At 50.2% G+C, this 22,520-nt stretch carries 16 protein-coding genes; 11 read left to right on the top strand and 5 right to left on the bottom strand.

What is annotated here, in order from left to right; all coding sequences use genetic code 11:
• Nucleotides 1-155: 155 nt before the first annotated feature.
• On the bottom strand, nucleotides 156-536 hold the full coding sequence (locus HMPREF2756_RS09265) for a MerR family transcriptional regulator (protein ID WP_048752873.1): 381 nt from the start codon (nucleotides 534-536) through the stop codon (nucleotides 156-158).
• Between the two features lie 180 nt (nucleotides 537-716).
• On the opposite strand from HMPREF2756_RS09265, the gene HMPREF2756_RS09260 reads away from it, so the two are divergent.
• The 6 genes from HMPREF2756_RS09260 to HMPREF2756_RS09235 all read left to right on the top strand — a co-directional run bounded on the left by HMPREF2756_RS09260 (nucleotide 717) and on the right by HMPREF2756_RS09235 (nucleotide 10,073).
• Entirely contained in the window at nucleotides 717-1,757 is a 1,041-nt protein-coding gene (locus HMPREF2756_RS09260; RefSeq protein ID WP_070620571.1) for a zinc-dependent alcohol dehydrogenase family protein, read from the top strand.
• 212 nt (nucleotides 1,758-1,969) lie between these two features.
• Entirely contained in the window at nucleotides 1,970-3,643 is a 1,674-nt protein-coding gene (locus HMPREF2756_RS09255) for a type I restriction-modification system subunit M (RefSeq protein WP_246825910.1), read from the top strand.
• Between the two features lies 1 nt (nucleotide 3,644).
• On the top strand, nucleotides 3,645-4,286 hold the full coding sequence (locus HMPREF2756_RS09250) for a restriction endonuclease subunit S (protein WP_070620568.1): 642 nt from the start codon (nucleotides 3,645-3,647) through the stop codon (nucleotides 4,284-4,286).
• Between the two features lie 49 nt (nucleotides 4,287-4,335).
• A complete protein-coding gene (locus HMPREF2756_RS11085) occupies nucleotides 4,336-4,863 on the top strand; it encodes a restriction endonuclease subunit S (RefSeq protein ID WP_141747846.1) in 528 nt (175 codons plus the stop codon).
• Nucleotides 4,864-4,879: 16 nt separating this feature from the next.
• Nucleotides 4,880-8,047 (top strand): type I restriction endonuclease subunit R, encoded by a 3,168-nt coding sequence (locus HMPREF2756_RS09240; RefSeq protein ID WP_070620559.1) that lies wholly within the window; start codon nucleotides 4,880-4,882, stop codon nucleotides 8,045-8,047.
• 313 nt (nucleotides 8,048-8,360) lie between these two features.
• Nucleotides 8,361-10,073 (top strand): formate--tetrahydrofolate ligase, encoded by a 1,713-nt coding sequence (locus tag HMPREF2756_RS09235; protein WP_070620556.1) that lies wholly within the window; start codon nucleotides 8,361-8,363, stop codon nucleotides 10,071-10,073.
• Nucleotides 10,074-10,684: 611 nt separating this feature from the next.
• Here the strand turns inward: HMPREF2756_RS09235 and HMPREF2756_RS09230 are convergent.
• The gene (locus tag HMPREF2756_RS09230; protein WP_070620553.1) at nucleotides 10,685-11,458 is read right to left on the bottom strand and encodes an MBL fold metallo-hydrolase; all 774 of its coding nucleotides are present in this window, start codon (nucleotides 11,456-11,458) and stop codon (nucleotides 10,685-10,687) included.
• Nucleotides 11,459-11,635: 177 nt separating this feature from the next.
• Between HMPREF2756_RS09230 and uvrA the strand changes: the two genes are divergently transcribed.
• On the top strand, nucleotides 11,636-14,524 hold the full coding sequence (gene uvrA, locus HMPREF2756_RS09225) for an excinuclease ABC subunit UvrA (protein ID WP_070620549.1): 2,889 nt from the start codon (nucleotides 11,636-11,638) through the stop codon (nucleotides 14,522-14,524).
• On the top strand, nucleotides 14,521-15,579 hold the full coding sequence (locus HMPREF2756_RS09220) for a GNAT family N-acetyltransferase (RefSeq protein ID WP_070620545.1): 1,059 nt from the start codon (nucleotides 14,521-14,523) through the stop codon (nucleotides 15,577-15,579). Before uvrA ends, HMPREF2756_RS09220 begins: the two co-directional genes overlap by 4 nt.
• 111 nt (nucleotides 15,580-15,690) lie before the next feature.
• On the opposite strand, the gene HMPREF2756_RS09215 is transcribed toward HMPREF2756_RS09220, so the two are convergent.
• Complete coding sequence (locus HMPREF2756_RS09215) at nucleotides 15,691-17,166, bottom strand: glycoside hydrolase family 1 protein (RefSeq protein WP_070620542.1); 1,476 nt, start codon at nucleotides 17,164-17,166, stop codon at nucleotides 15,691-15,693.
• Nucleotides 17,167-17,504: 338 nt separating this feature from the next.
• Complete coding sequence (locus tag HMPREF2756_RS09210; RefSeq protein WP_070620539.1) at nucleotides 17,505-19,007, bottom strand: anion permease; 1,503 nt, start codon at nucleotides 19,005-19,007, stop codon at nucleotides 17,505-17,507.
• Nucleotides 19,008-19,258: 251 nt separating this feature from the next.
• Here HMPREF2756_RS09210 and HMPREF2756_RS09205 point away from each other — a divergent pair, with 251 nt between their 5' ends.
• From HMPREF2756_RS09205 to HMPREF2756_RS09195, 3 genes are all read left to right on the top strand, one after another.
• A complete protein-coding gene (locus HMPREF2756_RS09205; RefSeq protein ID WP_070620536.1) occupies nucleotides 19,259-19,957 on the top strand; it encodes a lipoate--protein ligase family protein in 699 nt (232 codons plus the stop codon).
• Between the two features lie 159 nt (nucleotides 19,958-20,116).
• Nucleotides 20,117-21,007, top strand: coding sequence for a fumarylacetoacetate hydrolase family protein (locus tag HMPREF2756_RS09200; RefSeq protein WP_070620533.1), 891 nt, complete (start codon nucleotides 20,117-20,119; stop codon nucleotides 21,005-21,007).
• A 389-nt stretch (nucleotides 21,008-21,396) separates the two neighbouring features.
• The gene (locus HMPREF2756_RS09195) at nucleotides 21,397-21,720 is read left to right on the top strand and encodes an ArsR/SmtB family transcription factor (protein WP_238382359.1); all 324 of its coding nucleotides are present in this window, start codon (nucleotides 21,397-21,399) and stop codon (nucleotides 21,718-21,720) included.
• A 107-nt stretch (nucleotides 21,721-21,827) separates the two neighbouring features.
• Here the strand turns inward: HMPREF2756_RS09195 and HMPREF2756_RS11365 are convergent, their stop codons facing one another.
• Nucleotides 21,828-21,998, bottom strand: a complete 171-nt coding sequence (locus tag HMPREF2756_RS11365) for a dihydrofolate reductase (protein WP_070620530.1) — start codon at nucleotides 21,996-21,998, stop codon at nucleotides 21,828-21,830.
• Nucleotides 21,999-22,520 lie beyond the last annotated feature (522 nt).

The following is a 22,520-nucleotide window of genomic DNA, read 5'->3' as shown; positions in this document are numbered from 1 at the left end:
TGGCGAGATCCAATGCTAGAGAGTATCAAAAGATAGCTTGGGTAGACGAGTCTTTCACGTACTCTCTGAGAGGAATAATGATCGGGGTACCTCACCTATATGGTGTGGGGTACCCCGATTTATATTCGATATTCACTAATAAATTGAGCGCTAGGTTATGCATGCTTCTTATTCTCTTGCGCCATTAAATCTTGGTAGTACGCAATTTTTCGGTCCACAAAATCAATCCTTCGCTGAGCATCAAGTAGCTGCTGACGGGCAACGTGTGCGTAATATTCGATAATGTGTAAACGCTCCGATGCTGTAGACACGCCACGACGGCTGAGGTCTACATAGGCTTTGACATCGTTAATGCTCATACCGCATGCACGTAAGCAGTGAATCGTTTCAAACCACCCCACGCATTCTTCGGTGAAAACACGCCGTCCATGTTCATCTCGTTGCACAGTGGGAATAAGGCCTTTGTCGCTGTAATACCGTACCGTATGCGGGCTTATGTCAAGCTTTTCTGAGATTTCTTTGACGCTGTAACTCATAATTCCAGTATCTCACGGCACCCCAAAGGTATAAGATACTAAGTTTTATTCTCAAAAATAGATGTGGAATAACATACCTTTTATCTTCCATGGTGCTTGCTTTCGAGTAACTCGAAGGGCGTACTCTAATACAACGGCTGGTTAAAACCTAAAGAATTTACATGAAAGTGAGTACAGCTAATGCGTTCAGTCATTATGGAAGAACCCGGTAAGGTCGTCGTAGAAGACCGCCCCATGCCCACCCTCCTGGAACCCACGGATGCCGTTATTAAACTTGCCGCATCCTGCATCTGCGGTTCTGACCTGTGGCCCTACCGTGGCGCGCAGCCTGTAGACCATCAGCAGATGGGTCATGAATATATCGGTGAGGTTATCGAAGTTGGCGACGATGTTAAGACCGTCAAGCCTGGTGACTTTGTCGTTGGTTCTTTCTGCATCTCATGCGGTGAGTGTGCAACCTGCCAGGATGGTTACCCGTCACGGTGCCTTAAGGCCATTGCTGCAGGCGATGGTTTCATTGGTATGCGCTCGAACGGTACCCAGGCGGAATACGCCCGTATTCCTTTCGCAGACGGCACTTTGGTTAAGACTCCCGCGTACCCTACCGCAGAGCAGATTCCTCATCTGATGGCGGCATCCGATGTGCTGGGGACTGGCTGGTATGCAGCTGACGCCGCCAAGGCTGGCCCGGGTAAGGCTATTGTTGTAGTTGGCGATGGTGCCGTTGGTCTGGGCGCAGTTATTGGCGCTAAGCAGCTGGGCGCTGAGAAGATCATCATAATGTCTCGCAACCCCGAGCGTCAGGCGTTGGCTAAGCAGTTCGGCGCAACCCACGTGGTGGAAGAACGCGGTGAAGAAGGCATCGCCAAGGTTTTAGAGCTTACTGACGGAGTAGGAGCGCACGGCGTGGTGGAGGCTGTTGGTACTCAGCAGGCCTTTGACCAAGCCCTCGGATGCGTACGCCACGGCGGCTACATTGGCTTCGTAGGCGTGCCCCACGACAGCTCGATCGGTACCGATGTGCTCTTCGGCAAACAGGTTCATCTTGAAGGAGGCCCCGCACCGGTTCGTAAATACCTGCCGACCCTGATTGACCTGATTTATAAGGGTGAGATTGAGCCTGGTAAGGTCTTCGATCTGGAACTGCCTATCGACCAAGCCCCCAAGGGCTATGAGGCAATGGATCAGCGTACCGCAACCAAGGTGCTGCTGACGATGTAATAACAGATGTGGACGGTAGTCCTGTGACAACCTAGGGAGTGTCATCGGCGTGATAAAGCGTCGGCGACACTCCCTAAGATCTTTAATGACGTTCATAGATGATTTGCGTAGAAGACGCCCGTATACTTGAAGGGTTGGTATAGGAAAGATTATATAGATCCTTAACCACACGTAGAATTTCTCACAAACAATAGAAAAAGGACCCTTCCGCTATGACTGAGCAGGTGAAGGACGCTTCCTCAGACGCAGAAAAATTGTCTGGGGGAGGGGCTGCAAAAACTAGTTCTACCGTCAAGGTAGCCCAGCACAGTGCCGCATCAATATCGGCGAATGAACGTGCAGAGCTGCACCGTACTATTTGGCGTATTGCCAATGATCTTCGTGGGGCGGTAGACGGTTGGGACTTTAAACAGTATGTGCTGGGCATGATGTTCTACCGGTTTATTTCTGAAAACCTTACGGAATACATCACATACGAGGAGCAAGAAGCAGGGGCCGAAGGTTTCGACTATGCGCAGATGAGTGACTCGGAGATTGACCTTGATGTAGTTCAGGAGATTGTGAAAGAGCGTGGTTTCTTCCTTTATCCGAGTCAACTTTTTGAGAATGTGTATGCGCAGGCTCGCACCGATGAGAACTTGAATGAGACTCTGGAGAAAGTTTTTCAGGAAGTTGAGAAATCTACAAAGAATACGCAAAGTGAAAGAAACTTCTCGGGTCTTTTTGACGACTTCGATGTGAATAGCAAGAAATTGGGGTCGAGTGTTCAAGATCGTAATAAGACCCTGTATAAACTTATGGGCGCTGTTGCTGAGATGAACTTGGAAACAAGCTATCGGCAAAGCGCCAACGATACTTTCGGTGACGCTTATGAGTACCTGATGGGCATGTATGCCGCAAATGCGGGCAAAAGCGGCGGGGAATACTATACCCCACAGGAAGTCTCTGAACTGCTAGCGCGTATTGCAACCGATGGTAAAACCCAGGTGGGGCGCGTTTATGATCCAGCATGTGGTTCCGGCTCACTTCTGCTCAAGTTCGCCAAGCTGCTAGGTACAGAGAATGTGAAGGAATTCTTGGGGCAGGAAAGTAACCCCACCACCTATAACTTGTGCCGTATCAACATGCTATTGCACAACATACCTTTTGATAAGTTCGATATTGCGCATGGCGATACACTGATAGCTCCGCAGCACCGACACTTAGAGCCTTTCGAAGCAATTGTTTCTAACCCGCCGTATTCAACGAAATGGGAAGGGGACTCGAACCCTTTATTGATTAATGATGATAGGTACGCACCTGCTGGCGTGCTAGCCCCTAAGGCGAAGGCCGATTTGGCGTTCACCATGCACATGCTGTCATCTCTTGCCGAAGATGGTACAGCCGCTATTGTTGAGTTCCCTGGTGTATTGTACCGGGGCGGTGCTGAGCGTAAAATCCGAGAATACTTACTGCGCAATAACTATGTTGATGCGGTGATTCAGCTGCCGCCCGATCTCTTCTTTGGTACCGCGATTGGCACCTGCATTATTGTTCTCAAAAAGGGTACACGGCGCGATACGAGCGTGCTTTTTGTGGATGCTTCAGCGGAATTTGAACGTGTAGGCAATAAGAATAGGCTTCTTGAATCGCACCGCGAGAAGATTTATCAAGCCGTGAGGACACGCGAGAACGTGCAGTATTTTGCACAACTGGTGAAGAGCGAGACTCTGCTGGAGCAGGATGCAAACTTGTCTGTTTCGAGCTGGGTAGAAGCAGAAGACACACGCGAGCAGATCAATATTGGTGAGTTAAACGCACAGATTGAACAGATCGTGGCGCGTCAGACTGAGCTTCGAACCCAGATTGATGCGATCGTGGCTGAGCTGGAAGGGACGGAAGCATAAATTGAGCGAAGAAACAAAAGATATGCCAAAGGTATCCTCGGATATGGAAGCCCCTAAAGCGCTTAACTATATTGAAAAACTTGTGGCTGAACTTTGCCCGGGTGGGGTGGAGTATGTGGAGCTAAACAAACTCTTGAACTATGAACAACCAGGAAAGTATACGGTTTCTTCTACAAACTACGATGACTCATATTCGACCCCAGTTTTAACAGCAGGGAAGACTTTTATTCTTGGATATACCGATGAGGTGGATGGTATTTACGCCGCTTCCAAAAAAGATCCAGTAATAATTTTTGATGATTTTACAACTGCATTTAAGTGGGTGGATTTTAATTTTAAAATAAAATCTACGGCTATAAAATTATTAACTAGTTACAATTCTAACACTTCTTTAAAATATATATACTATGCTATGCAGTGTATTAAATATGAAACCCAAGATCATGCTCGTCAGTGGATTTCAAATTATTCAAAGTTTCTAATTCCTCTGCCACCTGTAGAAGTGCAGAATGCGATTGTTGAAATTCTTGACAAATTCACGAAACTAGAAGCGGAGCTAGAAGCGGAGCTCGCGGCTCGTCGTGCTCAGTATGAGTATTATCGTAACTCTCTCTTTGAGGATCTGAGTGGGGGGGGGGTCTGAAATTTTAGGGGATTTGGTTCAATACGTTAGGGATAAAACAAAATCTCTTATGAAACCTCTTGAATATGTGGGTGTCGAAAATCTGAACGTGGATTTCCAAGGCTGCACTGCTAGCCTATCCACGATAAGTGGTACCCGGTATATTCCAAGTGATATTCTCCTTGGGAATATACGCCCTTATCTTAAGAAAATGTGGATTTCTAACAATGAGGGTATAGCCGGAAGTGACGTTCTAGTTATCCGTATTAAAGATGAATATAGGAATGATATAGTCCCAAAATTTCTGTACTATCAGCTCACTACAAGCCGTTTTGTGGATTATAATGTTAGAAACTCGCGAGGAGGAAAAATGCCTCGTGGTAATAAGAAAAAAATTCTGGAATTCCCCATATTTCTTCCACCCTTCGCTGAGCAGGAGCGCATCGTAAAAATTCTCGATAAGTTCGATGCCCTCGTGAACGATATTAGCTCAGGGTTGCCTGCCGAAATTGAGGCTCGCCGTAAGCAGTATGAATACTATCGTGACCGTCTGCTCACATTTCCGCGCGCATCCGACTCCACCGAACACAAGCAATAGCTGAAAGGCTCTCAGTATGGAAACTGTACCCCACTACCCGGTGCCTACTAACCCCACTGACACGCTCATAGTCAACGCCGACTATGCAACTGTGATCGCAGAATACGATGAACCACGCGAGAAAAATGGCGCCCACCAGAGCGAAGCACAGCTTGAGAAACGGCTCATCGAAGTCCTAATTTCCCAGGGGTATGAGTATCTGCCTATTCATACCGAAGAAGACCTACTCACCAATCTGCGTACGCAAATTGAACTCATTAACACGCGCGATAATGAACCTCTTGCTCTTAGCGACGATGAATGGAAACGGCTCCTTGCCGATCACATTGCTAAACCAAGTGAGGGACGTGCCGAGAAAACTCACCGCGTCCAGAAAGAACCGCGTATAGCTTTTGAACGGGATAACGGAACTACCCGCAATATTACGCTTCTAGACCGCCGGAACCCCAATAACAACCGGCTACAGGTCATCAACCAATACAGTGTGCAGGGCAGCGATGGCACCCACCCTCTGATGAACCGTTATGATGTCACCATCTTGGTTAACGGCCTTCCTATGGTGCATATCGAGCTCAAAAAACGCGGAGTGAGTATCAAAGAAGCTTTTCAACAAATAGACCGCTACCAGAAAGAAAGTTTTTGGGCGGGTTTAGGGCTATACGAATATGTGCAGCTATTCGTTATTAGTAATGGCTCGCAGACCAAATACTACTCCAACACGGTGCGGAACGCACAGGTAGCTAAATATGGAAATGCCCAAGAGCGAAATATCAAGGCAGGTACAGAGTCATTTGAATTCACAAGTTACTGGGCAGATGCACAGAACCATCGTATTACCGACCTCATCCCTTTTGCGCGAACCTTCCTCGCAAAACGAACCATCCTCAATATTATTACCCGTTATTGTGTGCTGAATACTGAGGGTACGCTTCTGGTCATGCGACCCTACCAGATCGTAGCCACTGAACGCATTATTAACCGTGTGCTCATTGCCAATAACGACCGCCGCCGCATTGGTACCCGCCAAGGGGGAGGCTTTATCTGGCACACTACCGGTTCGGGGAAGACCCTCACCAGCTTTAAAACCGCGCAATTACTGGCTGAAACGGGTCTGGTCGAAAAAGTCCTCTTCGTGGTCGATCGCAAAGATCTTGACTATCAAACAATGAAAGAATATGACGCTTTTGAGAAGGGGGCAGCAAACTCCAACAGCTCAACCCGGATTTTAAACGCACAGCTGAGTGACCCATCAAAACGCATTATCATTACTACTATTCACAAGCTCAACAGCCTAATTAAGAGCGAGACAAACCATCCGGCGTACTTCCAACGTGTGGCGATTATTTTTGATGAATGCCACCGCTCCCAATTTGGCGATATGCATCGAGCTATTACTAAACGCTTCACAAAATACAGTATTTTCGGATTCACCGGAACACCAATTTTTGACGCAAACTCTACCGGCGCACTGGGTGCTACCACCGAAAGCCTCTTTGGCGAACGTCTGCATGAATATACTGTAGTCAACGCTATCGGAGACGGTAACGTGCTGCCTTTCCGCATTGAGTACAACAATGTTAGTGCTCAATACCGTGACGTTGAGGGAAAAACCCGCGATGAAGACGAGCAGACCCGTGAACTACTAAATTCTGATGACCGCATTCGCACTATCGTGGACTACATCCTGACCAACTATGCTAAGAAAACTAACCAGGGGAGTGGGTACAACTATAAAGGTACGCAACGGCGCGGGTTTAACTCGATTCTAGCGACCAGCAGTATTGAGGCGGCACGTAAGTACTACACTCAGTTCGCTCATCTGCAGGCAGAACGTATAGCAAGTCATGATATTCGTGAAGATTCTGCGCTCAAAATAGCCATCATATACTCAAAACCAGGTGCTGCTCAGCAGGGCTTTATGAGTGAAGAAAACTTCGATACGGATGACCTGAACGACGAAGACTGGCAGCTGCTTTCGGACGCCGTGGGCGATTATAATGCTACGTTTGGGACGAGCTTCTCGCTTGAAGGAAACAGCTTTGAAAACTACTACAAGGATGTCTCTCAACGGATGAAAAACCGTGAGCTTGATCTTCTTATTGTGGTTAACATGTTCCTTACCGGGTTCGACTCCAAAACAGTTAATACTCTGTGGGTTGATAAAAACCTGCGCATGCATGGGCTTATGCAAGCCTATAGTCGTACGAATCGCATCCTTAACGCTGTTAAACCCTACGGGAATATCGTGTGCTTTCGCGATCTTGAAGAAAATACGAATGAGGCGCTTGGGCTTTTCGGCGATAAAAATGCTGCAAGCACCGCTCTCATTGAACCTTACTCACAGATATACGCAGAGTACACTCAAAAAGCTACTGAACTGCTTGAATCATTTCCTATTGGTGCTACAGGATTAGCACTGTCTAGCGAGGGGCAGAAAGCGGAGTTTGTGCAGACTCTGGGCGAAGTGCTTGATCTACATAATAAGCTCATGATGTTTGACGAATATGACGAACAGGCACAACTAATTGACGATTACACGCTCCAGGACTACACCGGAACCTACCAGGATGTACGTGCAGAAGTTGCCGAAGCGCATATTATTTTAGAGGATCCTGACGAGTTCGCAGCATCAACTGACGAGGAAGTATCCGAAGCTCAAAAAACTGTTGAGGCTTTCGAGCAGCTTGTTTTTGAAATCGACTTGGTGAAGCACCAAGAAGTGAATGTTGATTATATCCTAGAACTCGTTGCGCGACTTCACGGTGCGGAAGATGGGGAGGAACGTGATACCATTCGCCGCTCCATCAACCGCGCGGTACATGCAAACCCCGAGTTACGCCCCAGTGAGGATATTATTCAGGGATACGTAGAAGAAGTGGTAAAGAACCCGGATGTTTACACTGATACGGCTGAAGGACTAATCCGTTATGCGTCTGGAATCCGTGAAAACGAAGAGCAAGAGCTGATCAAAACTGAGAAGCTAAACCCTGAAAAAACCAAACTGTTTATGGACAGGGCCTTTGAGACAGGAGAATTCAAGACAACTGGAACTGACTTCCCGAAAATCCTGCCAAAAATACGCCGGTTTGGTGCTACAAAGAGTGCGTATGCACGCACAAAGAAACGTGTCGAAAAAGCAACCCGAGGTCTGTACGAGCGATTCCGTCCTTTCTTAGGGCGATAGCAGATGTAAAGACGTTCAAGAAACTCGTTCAGTTTGTATATAGTTTCTTTGAACTTAGAGAGCGGACATTTGCAACCGGATCGAAGATCACGCTCCCGCTGCAAATGTCCCCCCGCCTTATACACTCTCAAGGTGATCACACGTGGCAGAATCCTATGGAACACTGGCTATAAAGTTACCACTGATAAGTATTCTCTCTGTATGTCGAAAGGTATTGAGAGTCCGTTAGCATAGGCAGAAATGAGTGACATTCCGTGAGCTAGAGCATAGAATGGGATATGGAACTGTTGGTTTCTACTTGTTAAGGACAATGATGACGAACAAGCCTTTCCCTTCCGACCTCGAAATTGCTCTCGCTGCTGAGCTTAAGCCCATCACCGAAATAGCCGCCGAGAACGGCATCAGCGAAGATCGTTTGGAGCCCCACGGTAAATATGTTGCCAAGGTCCTGCTCGACGAAAGCACCAACGCAGAAACCGCCCAAAAGCGCGGTTCCAAGTACATTGTCGTTACCGCTGTAACTCCCACACCGCTCGGCGAAGGTAAGACCGCAACCTCTGTCTCGCTAGCACAGGGATTCGCCCAGACCGGCCGTAAAGCTGCGCTGGCGCTTCGCCAGCCTGCCATGGGACCAACCTTCGGTATTAAGGGCGGTGCCGCTGGCGGCGGTTACTCGCAGATCGTTCCCATGGAGAAGCTAAATCTGCATCTGACCGGTGATTTCCACGCCGTTACCGCGGCCCACAACCTTTTGGCCGCCATGATCGATAACCACCTGCACCAGGGTAATGACTTGCGTCTCGACCCCCGTGCTATCGAGTGGCGCCGCGTTATCGACATGAACGACCGCTCCCTGCGCAACATCGTAGTCGGTCTGGGTGAGCGTATTGACGGCGTGCCCCGACAGACCGGATTTGATATTACCAGTGCCTCTGAAATCATGGTGATTCTTTCGCTGGCAACCTCCTTTGAGGACCTGCGCAAACGTTTGGCGAAGATTGTTATCGGTCTGAACTACGATGGTGAGGCAGTCACCGCCGCCGATTTGAAGGGTGACGGCGCAATGGCTGTTATTCTGGCGGATGCCATTAACCCCAACCTGCTTCAGACTCTCGAACACACTCCGGCACTTATTCACGCGGGACCCTTCGGGAACATCGCTACCGGTAACTCCTCAGTTGTCGCTGACTACGTTGGCTTGGAATACTCCGATTACGTGATTACTGAGGCAGGCTTCGGGGCAGATATGGGTGCTGAACGTTTCTTCAACGTTAAATGCCGAATCTCAGGGCTGAAGCCTGATGCTGCCGTGCTGGTTGTCACCGTACGTTCCCTCAAATCCCACTCTGGGCAGTACAAGATCGTACCGGGCAAGCCTCTGCCCGAAGGCATGCTTGAAGAGAACCCTGCCGACGTTGAAGCAGGGGCTACTAACCTGAAGAAGCACATTGAGATTGTGCGTAACTTCGGTGTGCAGCCGGTGGTGGCTATTAATGCATTCCCCACCGATTTCGATTCTGAGCATGAAGTTATTCGCCGTATTGCTGAAGAGGCTGGCGCTCGCGTGGCTATCCATCATGGTGTTGCTGAGGGCGGCAAGGGCACGGTTGATCTGGCAAATGTGGTTGCTGAGGCTTGCGACGACGTTTCGAACTTGGAGTACACCTACGACCTTGAGGATTCTCTCGAAACTAAGCTTGAGAAGGTTGCCACTAAGGTTTACGGGGCAGACGGTATCTCGATTGCTCCCGCAGCGGCAAAGCAGCTTAATCGTTTTGCCGATCTGGGGTATTCGCATCTACCTGTGGTGATTGCAAAGACCCACCTGTCGATCTCTTCTGATGCTTCCCTCAAGGGTGCACCCACCGGCTGGACTTTGCCTGTGCGCGAGGTTCGTCTTGCCGCAGGTGCCGGTTATGTTTACGCTATTTGCGGCACGATGCGCACCATGCCCGGTCTGAGCAAGAGCCCTGCTGCAGAGCGTATTGGTTTTGATGAAAACGGTACGATGGTCGGTCTTTCGTAGTGGTTTCTGGGTCATATTTCGCCCATAAAAGACGAAGGCAAGCTTGATAAGGTGCCGTGGGCATCCTCGTTATGTTGGGATGCGCACGGCACCTTTTCTGTGTCTTCGCGGGCTGTACCGAGGGGTAGTTTTTACCGATTTCGTGTGTGTTGCGAAAAACCATTCAAACAGACCAATTGGTGTATAGAATCCGCATGATTACGCGGGTTTAACAATACTGTTATTTAGGGGTGTACCTTGAAAAATGGCTGTATGACGCGGAACTTCCAGAAAAAAGTTTTAGTGATTTATGCCATACAAAAATCAATAAAATCTCGATTGGTATTTAAATGCCCTGCTTTCACGCGGGGTAAAAATAACAGAATGGTTACAAATATGCGCTCAGCTTATCTAAGGTTTTTGGGGAGTAAAAACCATGTAGAAAACCGACCCAAAAGTAGGCTAAACTTGAGTTATCAAGTGATCGAAGGTTTCATGAATTGTCCTCGAGTTGCTTGTGTTTGAGTGAGTGATAGATACCCCCGGGTGTCATAAAACGACCGCGCTATGGTAGCGCGGTCGTTTTGTTTAACCAGACTTGTGCTGCTAGAAAGCCTACAGGATGTACTGGGCTACCAGCCCCGTGAACCCCATTCTTCAAGGTGTGGACGCTCGGTGCCTAATGTTGTGGAACGCCCGTGACCCGGAAGCACAATCGCTTCATCATCAAAGTTTCCAAAGAGCCTTTCAAGAACGTTTGAGAAAAGTTCGCCAAACTGCGCGGGAGAATCGGTTTTGCCTACGCCGCCGGGAAAGAGCGCATCGCCAGTGAAAAGCAGGGTAGCGGGGGAGTCATCTTCCCATGTGGTCTGCACAGAATATACGATGGATCCGGGAGTATGCCCGGGAACGGAAATAGCGTGCACCTGCAGCTCTGTATCGTAAAAATCAAAAACTTCGCCGCCGTTTAACTCGTTTTCGACCGTGAAATTTTCTTGCGCACGAATGGCCTCAGCATCCGCGGATCCTGCATAAGTAATGGCACCGGTGAGAGATTCAAGCTCGCGCAGAGCACGAATGTGGTCCCAGTGCCCATGGGTGACCATAATACCCGTCACGCCAAGAGCACGGCGGGGGATAGGCTCGAAATCTTCTTCAGATTCGAGAATGCGCACTCGGCGGTCGTTCTCTTCTGTAAGGGCTAGGTTTGGACAGTCCTGCATGATTGCCTCAAGCGTGAAGGTATACAGTGCTTCTGCATCATAAGCGGGATCGATCAGCATTTGCTCACCAGTACGGCGAATCGTGATCAGGTAGACGCTGTTATCCATGTCTGAGACGCTTAGGGCACGTACCGTAAATTCCGGATTTTCGAAGATAAGAGTTGATTCGGGATAAGTAGCCATATATCCAGTGTACTGATGCGGTGTATATCCCGTTTCTAGCGGCAGGTATAAGGGGGTAACGGGAATGAAAGTCACCAGGAAAAACGTTCGCCACGAGTCAAAACTGCATCATAAAGCATGCTATCCCCGCCGAAAGAGCGTAGAATGTAGATTCGAAGATAGACGAAAGGATTTTCGATGCCTCCCCGTGCTGGATCAGCAACCGCCCCTTTGCGTTCAAATGACCTTAGCAGCATTCGTGTGCAGGGTGCTCGCGAAAACAACCTCAAGAACGTTGATCTTACGATTCCACGTGACGCAATGGTGGTTTTTACAGGGCTATCGGGATCTGGTAAATCTTCACTTGCTTTTGACACCATCTTCGCAGAGGGACAGCGCAGGTACGTTGAATCACTATCTTCCTACGCGCGTATGTTCCTTGGGCAGGTAGATAAGCCTGATGTTGATTTTATTGAGGGGCTATCGCCAGCGGTCTCTATCGACCAGAAATCTACTTCAAAAAACCCGCGGTCGACGGTAGGCACCATAACCGAGATTTACGATTATATGCGCCTGCTGTGGGCCCGTGTAGGACGTGCGCATTGCCCTGTCTGTGGTGAAGAAATTACCAAGCAAACCCCGCAGCAGATTGTCGATGCACTGCTGGAATACCCCGAACGTACGCGTTTGCAGGTTCTTGCCCCCGTGGTATCAGCTCGCAAAGGTGAGTTTGTTGATCTGTTCAAAGACTTGGTGACACAGGGCTATTCGCGTGCCCGGGTGGACGGAAAAACAGTTCAACTCTCGGATCCTCCTAAACTAGCGAAACAATACAAACACACCATTGACGTTGTGGTAGATCGCATCGTAATCAAGGAGAGCATCCACCAGCGACTGACCGATTCCGTGGAGACCGCACTCAGACTAGCCGATGGCCGCTTGCTCATCGAATTCGTAGATGTACAGGCAGATTCACCCGAACGTACTCGAACATTTAGTGAAAACCTTGCCTGCCCCAACAATCACCCCCTGCAGGTGGACACTATTGAGCCGCGCGCCTTCTCCTTCAACTCGCCCTTTGGCGCATGCCAGGCTTGCGATGGTATTGGTTCCAGGCTTGAAGTTGATGAGGATCTTTTAGTACCCAACCCAGATATGACTCTGGGTGAAGGCGCTATTGCTCCGTGGTCGCAGGGAAAATCTACCACCGAGTATTGGCTGCGTCTTCTTGCAGGTCTCGGCGAAGAGCTCGGATTTGATCTTAACACTCCGTGGAAAGATCTTCCTGCCAAGGTTCGCAAAGTAATTCTGGAGGGCAAAGATTTTAAAGTTGAGGTCTCGTACCGCAACCGTTTTGGACGCGAACGCCGCTATACCTCCGGGTTTGAGGGTGTTAAAGCCAATATCATGCGTAAACATCAAGAAACTGAATCTGATTTTGCGCGTGATCGCTACGAACAATATATGCGTCAAGTTGCATGCCCGGTATGTCACGGTGCGCGGCTTAACCCTACTATTCTCAGCGTCAAAATTGAGGGTAAATCCATTGCGGATGTAACCGCTATGCCGCTTCGTACCGCCTTAGATTTTATGCGCGCCCTAAAGCTGACCCCTCGCGAGGCTAAGATCGCCGACCAGGTGCTCAAGGAACTAGATGCACGCTTGCAATTCCTCTTGGACGTAGGACTCGATTACCTGACGTTATCACGCTCTGCTGGCACGCTTTCGGGCGGGGAGGCCCAGCGCATCCGACTGGCAACCCAGATTGGCTCCGGGCTCGTTGGCGTGCTTTATGTGTTGGATGAGCCCTCTATAGGTTTGCACCAGCGCGATAACCGACGTCTAATCGATACCCTGACAAAGCTACGCGATATGGGAAATACCCTCATTGTAGTGGAACATGACGAAGACACGATGCGGGAAGCCGACTGGATTGTTGATGTCGGACCAGGTGCGGGCGAACACGGCGGTGAAATCGTCCATTCGGGCACTTACAAGGAACTTTTGTCCAATAAAAAGTCGATAACCGGTGATTATATGGCGGGTCGGCGCTCTATTGAAGTTCCAAAGAAACGCCGCCCACATGACCGTAAACGTGTGTTAAAGGTCTATGGAGCTCGCGAGAACAACCTCAAAAATGTTGATGTTACCTTCCCCCTAGGTGTTTTTACCGCGATCACAGGCGTATCGGGATCGGGTAAATCAACCCTTGTAAACGATATTCTCTATACCTCACTGGCGAATAAACTCAACGGTGCAAAACAGGTTCCAGGACGGCACAAGAAGGTAGACGGTCTGGAACATCTGGATAAGGTTATTCACGTTGACCAATCGCCTATTGGGCGTACTCCGCGGTCGAATCCTGCGACATACACCGGCGTGTTCGACCATATTCGTAAGCTCTTTGCCGAGACGAATGAGGCTAAAGTGCGCGGATATACCCCCGGACGGTTTTCGTTCAACGTTAAAGGCGGTCGATGCGAAGCATGCTCGGGTGACGGCACTCTCAAGATTGAGATGAACTTTTTGCCGGATGTGTACGTGCCTTGCGAAACCTGCCAGGGAAAACGCTATAACCGCGAAACCCTCGAAGTGCATTACAAAGGTAAGACTATTTCTGATGTGCTTGAAATGCCGGTGGAGGAAGCTGCAGAATTTTTTGCGGCCTTCACCCCGATCGCTCGGCACTTGAACACGCTGGTTGATGTGGGGCTTGGCTACATTCGTCTGGGGCAGCCCGCAACCACGCTTTCAGGTGGTGAGGCGCAGCGTGTGAAACTTGCCGCAGAGCTGCAGAAGCGTTCTAACGGTCGTTCGATCTATGTGCTTGATGAGCCTACAACAGGCCTGCATTTTGAGGATATCCGTAAGCTCTTAACTGTGCTTCAGTCTCTTGTTGATAAGGGCAATACCGTTATCACGATTGAACACAACCTTGATGTCATTAAATGTGCCGACTGGATTATTGATATGGGTCCGGAAGGTGGCGATGGTGGAGGCACCGTAATTGCCGAAGGAACGCCTGAAGACGTCGCACAGATTGAGGAGTCTCATACCGGGCGTTTCATCAAGGAACTTTTGGTGTGAATTATATTTCAGGTGATCATTTGCGAGCGCAGATGCGCGGTGCTGTAACAACTCTCGACAGAGTACACCACATTCTTGCTGCTCAGTTAGAGGCAGATTTCTGTTTACCTGCGGGAGCTATCTCTCAAGCACAGAATCTGGGTGTTGAGGTCCTGAGCGCACTGCAGCTTCCAGCGGAAGAGATGGGCGCATCCCGCCGCCGCAACGCTGATACCTGGGAACTTCGGGTAGGTAACTATCTGGGCGTGGGGTTACTTTGCGCAAAGTATCACCGGGTTTTGAAAACGGCCACTGAGTATATGCGTGGGGATCTCTCAAATTGGTTGGGCGATTACGCACCATTGCGCCAGCTGAATGAACTCTTGACCCCTTACAGCCAGCAGGTGAGCGGAACAAGCGTATATTACACGCCTTCACGCAACCTGCTTGAATCTGTGGTTCCGCCGGATATTCCGGAGCAAGAGGTTAAATGTGCGGTACCCGGAATCGGTATGATGCGCCGGGTAGATAGCGGGGCGCTTCGAGAATCGTTACGGCAACATATTTGCGGTCTTCACAAGGTGACGACAGTACCGAACGCTTCGGCAGATGCTTTAGAGGCAGATGAAGATGATACGGCGGTTTCGGAATTCTCGGTGCGAATAGAGCTCCTGCACCCCGAGCAGTACGAGCGTTTTCGTGGCGATCCACGGTATTCGAACGCCTTAGGGTTTAGCGATCGTCGCCCCGATATTATGGTCCTTGCCGCGTTTGACTCTGACGCCGACCTTGCTTTAGCAGAACCTCTAGCAATGGCGGGTGCAAGTGACGATTCGCCACTGATGCGTCAAATCGGTATTGATGTGCTGCCACAGGTGCGACAACGCGGGCTTGCTGCGCATCTTGTATATGAACTTTCCCGAATGGTTCTTGCCGATGGGTACGTTCCGTTTTATGGGACCAGCCCTTCGCATGTGCTCTCACAGCGCGTGGCTTTGGCGGCCGGGTTCATCCCTACATGGTGGGAGTTTGTTTCAACGAGCATGCACGATATGCCGCTCGATGAAGCATCGTAAAGTTCGTAAATTTTCGGCGAGAGTCAGAGAATTTCAGTGAGCGCCCACAACACAGGGCTGGTCTTTCAGAAACTTACCCGAAGACCAACCCCGCATTTCTCACAAGATTTACTAGGATTTCTCAAGCTCCGCACCGTTAGATGCGATCACTCGACGGTACCAATCAAAAGACTTCTTACGGTAACGGGAGAGTGACCCCGAACCGTCGTCATGACGATCTACATAGACGAAACCGTAGCGTTTCGACATCTGCGCTGTAGACGCCGAAACCATGTCGATACAGCCCCACGTAGTGTAACCGAGTATATGCACACTGTCGGCAATAGCTTCGCGCACCTGTTCCAGGTGTGCCCGCAGATAATCGATACGGTAATCGTCGATCACAGTCATTTCACCATCGGCCTCAACAAGTTCGTCGCGTGCGCCTAAGCCGTTCTCGACGATGAAAAGAGGTTTCTGCCAGCGGTCCCAGTACTGGTTGAGTACAATACGCAGCCCGACAGGATCGATCTGCCATCCCCACTCGGAAGCGGTCAATGTCGGGTTAGACACTCCACCGAGAATATTCCCTTCGCTGCTTTCGCCGCGGCTTGGGTCGCTGCTGGCACAGGTGGACATGTAGTAGCTGAACGAGACAAAATCGACCGTATTTTTGAGGTCTTCCCGATCTCGTTCGGTAATGTTGAGCTTGATACCTTTTTCGTGGAGCATGCGTAGGAAATATCCGGGGTAGGTTCCACGAACGTGCACGTCGCCGAAGGCAAAGTTAGCGTGTTCGGCGTGTAGGGCGGCGAGTGCATCCTGGGGTGATGGTGTGAGCGGATAGGTGGGCATTGCTAAAATCATGCAGCCAATCTGGGTGTGAGGGGCGAGCTCACGGGCAGCACGGGTAGCGCGCGCTGAGGCGACAAGCTCATGATGAATTGCTTGGTAGAGGTCTTGCTTACTCAGCTGTTCTTTGGGGGTGTTAATACCGCCAGACATAAACGGTAGGTGCAGTACCGAATTGATTTCGTTGAAGGTGAGCCAGTATTTTACGCGGTGGCCGTAGCGTTCAAAGAGTACCCGGCAGTATCGTTCGTAGAAGTCGATAAGATCGCGGCTTACCCAGCCGTTGTATTGTTCTGCAAGGTAAAGTGGTGTTTCGTAGTGGCTGATAGTGATGAGCGGTTCGATGCCGTATTTTTCAAGTTCATCAAGCACACGGTCGTAGAAGGCGAGGCCTTCCTCATTTGGTTCTGTTTCGTTACCGTTTGGGAAGATACGTGACCAGGCGATGGAGAACCGGAATACTTTGAACCCCATTTCCGCAAGGAGCGCGATGTCTTCGGGGTAGCGGTGGTAGAAATCGGTGCCCTCAAGTTTGAGGTTATCGGGCGTGGGCGCGGCACTTCGTGGGCTCAGCCCTCCGTGAGGAAGTACATCCTGGATGCTAGGGCCCTTGCCGCCTTCATCCCAGGCACCTTCACATTGGTTGGCTGCGGAAGCGCCTCCCCACAGAAAATTTGGGGGAAACGCGCCGTGCAGGTGGGGTTTGATGATGGGCAGCGATTGGGTGTCATGAGTGAAATGCTGGTCTTGATGCATGGGGCTCTCCCGTAGATGGCGGACAGTTAATGCTTAGATGGGGAATACGTATATGGCGGATAGAACACATCGCCGTTGTTGTACAACAACCCTAACAGTTTTAGCGCATATTCCTGCAGGGATGAGCAGTAAGATTACGGAAGATGGCTTAAGTTTCAGCGCTAGAACCTTGGTGCATCGGCTTTGTTTACGCCACGCTGTATCGGGTGCTTTTGGGTGTGCAGGCAGCCTGCAGAATGTCGGCAGAAATAAAAAGCTCCGCAGGTGCTGAATCCTAGAAAAAGATTCAGCACCCGGAGCTTATGTGGCTGAATAGACCGGAAGAGCTTAGCGAGCGCTCACTGGGGTGTAGCGTATCCGAGAGCGAATAGCCACGCGGTGCCCACAACACCCCATATAATAATATTTACGAGCGAAGACAGGAAGCCCAGCTTGAACCATTCGCCCACACTGAAATACCCCGATCCGTAGTACACCCCTGCCGGTCCAGAGGCATAGTGAGTGATACCGCCGATAAGGTTGCCAGTAAAGCCGAGGAAAAGTGCGGCGAACATTGGGGGAGTACCCGCCGAAATTGCTGCCCCCAGGAACACAGCATAGAGGGCGACAATCTGCGCGGTGTTAGAAGCAAACATGTAGTGAATGTAGAAGTACACCAGAATCAGAATGCCGAAGGCGAGCGGCCAGGACATACCCGCAACGCTGTGCGCGGCGCGATCGCCTACCCATTCAACAACCTTGAGCTTCTTGAGCTGATCCGCCATGCCCACAAGCACCGCGAAGAAAATGAGGGTGGACCAAGCACTGGAGTTATTCGCCATATCTTTCCAGGTGAGCACCTTAGTCACGAGAAGAATTGCGATGCCGAAGAAAGCTGCACTGGTCGCGCTAATACCCCAGGACGTGCCGCCAATCCATAGGGCTAACAGCAGTACGAAGGTACCAAGCATAATCCATTCCGACACGCTTAAGGGGCCCATCTCGGCAAGCTCTTTGCGCGCATGGTCGGGAGCATCAGGGGTGTGTTTGATGGTTGGCGGGTATACCTTCGAGATAAACCAAGGCATAATAGCAAGGGCAATCAGGCCGGGGGCTAACGCGGCAAGTGCCCAAGTGCCCCAGTCCAGGTGCAGACCTTTTTCTTGAGCAAATTTTTGAGCCAGCGGGTTACCAGCCATTGCCGTCACGAACATTGCGGCGGTGATGGTATTGACCTGCGCCTCGGTCATGAGCAGATAAGAGCCTAGCTTGCGGCGTTTCTCGGGGGTCTCGTTGGTGGAGCCGTTCACCTCAGCAAGAGAGCGAATAATCGGGTAAATCACGCCACCTGCGCGAGCCGTATTTGAAGGAGTAGCCGGTGCAAGCACGAGGTCCGTGATCGCCATGCCGTAAGAAAGCCCGAGGGAGGACTTACCGAGCATACGCACGAACAATAAGGCGATGCGCTTTCCTAACCCGGTAATGAGGAACCCATCGGCGATAAAGAACGCGGCAACAATAATCCAGATTGAGTCATTGCCGAAGCCTTTAAGCGCTTCTTCTTTCGCGTTCATGGTACCGGTGATCATTGCAGCGCCGAGACCAATAAGCGCCACTGATGGGGTTGGCAGCGGCTGGAAGATAAGGCCTAGGATAGTACCGGCAAAGATAGCGAGCATATGCATGCCACGTGGTTCCACCCCTGAGGGTACGGGAATAAACCAGATGGCTATAGTAATGGCGAGAATCACCGCAACTTTGACGATGAGAGCAGTATTAGCCTGCTTGGGTTTTTCGGGAGGTTGAGATTGCTCATTGCGAGCGGTGGCATCGGGTTCGGATGCCGAGGACGATTGGCTCATGTCCGTACTCCTTTGAAACGAAACTTGATAGGCGCACACGTGCAGTGTGCATACGGTTTCGTCAGCGTTCTTATGCTGTGAATGTGTTGGTATCTGATGGTTTGTGTGGGAATACCGTTCAGACGTTTTAAGTTTACGTCTAGACTCACCTTTCAGAAAAGGGTTGCCTGCAAAAACACAGGGCTGCCTTGGTTTCCCTTACTTTCGCTGAACAGTCGGGAATGATGCGCCAACCCGGTAGAATAAAATCCGTGGAAATCCTTCGTGAACAAGGCCCAAAATCCGGTGAACTTCTGATGCACCACGACGACACCGTGGCAATGCTGCGCGAGGTCGCAGCGGGAAAACGCACCGCAACCCTGCGTATCTACCAACCGAACCCTACCGTCGCTTTCGGCCGTCGCGATGAGCTCAATCCAGGATTTACCGCCGCCGCGCAGGCGTGCCGTGATCTCGGGTACGACATACTCGTGCGTAAAGTAGGCGGTCACGCGGCCGCCTACCACACCGGCTGCCTCGTCATCGATCATTTTCAGCCCGCCGAAGACGCAAAAACCGGCAACAACCTGCGTTACAAACTTTTCGGAGAAATGTACGCCCAAGCTCTGCAACTCGTCGGGGTGGATGCGGCAGTCGGCGAAATCCCCCAAGAATACTGCCCCGGAGAATACTCCGTATACGCCCGGCTAGGCGGCGAACATGCTGGGGAACGCATCAAACTTGTGGGGACCGCACAGCGCGTTATTCAGGGTGGCTGGTGGTTCAGTACCGGAATCGTTGTATACAATTCGACATCTCTACGCGAGATTACCTTGCGAGTATACGATGCTTTAGGCATGCCTCTTAACCCTGCAACTGTAGGTGCCGCCGAAGACGCAAACCCCGCTCTGCTCATGGAAGACCTCGAAGACGCGATTTTAGAGATTTATGCACAGAACGGCTTCAAATAGCCGTTATGCACCAAGGCGGCGTTCCCGCCTTATGACTAGCTAAGACAGCCGGCGGTTCCCACATAATCCATGCAGCTGCACGGCACCCCTAGCGAGACAATAAAGACAAGTTCACCGTAGACTGGTAATACGACCGCCCTCACACCTCAAGGAGAGCATATGCGCTGGGGACAAATCCAAGACGACAAAGGCCGCCGCGCCGTCTGCATGCACGAAGAAACCACCTATGAACTCCCCGCAAAACTCTCACCCCTACTCCAGTTCTACAGCCGTTACCGCACCAACTTCGGCAACCCTGCCAACGCGGTGAGCATCCTCCGCGAAAACGGTGCTACAACTCTAGGACATGGCGAAAAACTCTGGAATACCCTACCTTTCGTACGACCGCTGGACCGCCCTGGAAAAGTCCTTTGTGCCGGGCTCAACTACCGCGATCATGCCGAAGAAATGGGACTCGAAATCCCAAAATATCCCACCATCTTCACGAAATATCCGAACGCGCTCATCGGCCCCAACGAAGAAATTCAGATGCCTCCTGCAAACGAAACCGGAAGCACAAAAATAGACTGGGAGGTCGAACTTTGCCTTGTTATTGGGCAAAAGATGCGCCGGGTAAACGATGAAGAAGCGCTCGCTGGACTGCTGGGGTACACCATTCTCAACGATGTTTCGGTGCGCGACTGGCAGGGACGTACCAGCGAATGGTTCCAGGGTAAAAACTGGGATAGCATGACACCGTTTGGTCCCTATATTGTTGCGACGGACGAACTTGACCCGACTCGCGGATTAGAGCTTACCTGCGAAGTTGACGGCGAGGTACGTCAGCACGGTAATACCTCTGACATGATTTTTACTTCTGCACAGCTTATCTCATATATTTCGCAGTTCATGACCCTAGAACCGGGCGACCTCATCGCTACCGGAACTCCCGCCGGAGTAGGGCTTTCGTTGCACCCACGGAACTGGCTTAAGCCTGGGCAGACTCTAGTAACCCGCATTGAAGGAATTGGCGCTATCAGTAACAGGTGCTCGCAGCCTTATAGCGGATAAGACAAGGTTTATTCAGATGGTTGGGTAAACGCTGCAAAAAAGTGCAGTACCGTATGGTCTGCGCGTTTGTTCCCCGATTTGTATTTAAGGTGCCTGCATTCTCACCCATGCATAGGAGAGGATGCAGGTACTTTTGTTGATCTGAAACCTTTGTGCGCGATAGGGGGTGTTAGGAAAAGTAACCTAAGGTTTGATGGAGAAGGGTGCCTGCTAGAGTGAGAATAAACGGAAACGATGGGGCACATAGTCTAAGAGGACTGTGACGTCTTGGGACAGCCTATATTTCATGTAAAGGAGGAAAACGCCTAGTCAGTACGTTAATGTCATAATTTGGTGAGAAGTTTGTAGCGTATTGACCTATAAAAAGGCGTTTATATAAAATTATGTTTATGGATAACGGTTCAGGTCAGACGGAACCACGAGACTGGGAACAAGAATTCGGTGCATCCGTAGCAATTTTCTCAGCACTCGCTAATCCGTTAAGACTTGCGATTGCACACCATTTGGTGGAGCGTCCACATAGTGTGAGCGAACTGCATACCTGCTTGGGTATTTCGCAGCCGCTCGCCTCGCATCATTTGCGCATCCTTCGAGAGGCGCATGTTGTTGAAGGGGAGCAGCACGGCAGAACCACTATCTACAAATTGTTAGACCACCACATCAGTCACATTGTGAAGGATGTGCACGAACATACGAAACACACCGGCGATTAGCTCGGTTTATCTGAGGAGAGATCATGACCACCGTTGCACCCCACCGTCATTCTGAAAGCCATGCACATACCCACGGACCTGCATGTGGTCACCAGGCAGTCATTCACTTAGATCACGTAGACTACCTGCATGACGGGCACGCACACCGCGAGCACGAAGGGCACTACGATGAGTGCAACGTATGCTCCTGTGGCAACTGCTCTGACCTGTGCGTCAACTGCACCTGCGATAACTGCACCTGCCCGACTTGTAATCATGCGGTTTGCGAATGCGCACACTGCAATGATTCTTGCGCCAACTGCGCATGTGATGACTGCGCATGCCCCACATGCCAGCACGCAGCATAAGCAATTTTTTAGACTATAAACCCGCCCGGCGTACTCTATGAGGATGCGCCGGGCGGGTTTTGTATAAGTGTCTCTGTTGTATTCAAAGCATATAGGGCGTGTGTCATTGTGTGCGTTATCTAAATATAGTCTTTTGGGCGCAATTCTTAAGAGTGGTTCTGTGTGGAAGTTGAGTTTTTAAATGTAAACTCGAAAATCTAATATCTTTAATGTTTTGAATAAAATCCACAGAGTTGTTTATTAATAAATGGTTATATATGTCGCGGGTGAATCGCTAAATGTTTTGAATCATCGTAGAGTAATAGATATGACTTCTTCTGAGTCCATTTAGTACGTGCGAATAAGCTGTTCCATCGGAGGAATGGCGCATGGAACGTGTGGTTTTTAGAGTTGGTCTTATCTTATTCACCCAGCCACAATTTTTTGAGGATGTGTTCACCGATGAATACTCGT

The organism is Rothia sp. HMSC067H10, from assembly GCF_001810635.1.
In the GTDB taxonomy this organism is placed as follows: Bacteria; Actinomycetota; Actinomycetes; order Actinomycetales; family Micrococcaceae; genus Rothia; species Rothia dentocariosa.
This window is presented reverse-complemented; position numbering and strand designations above follow the sequence as displayed.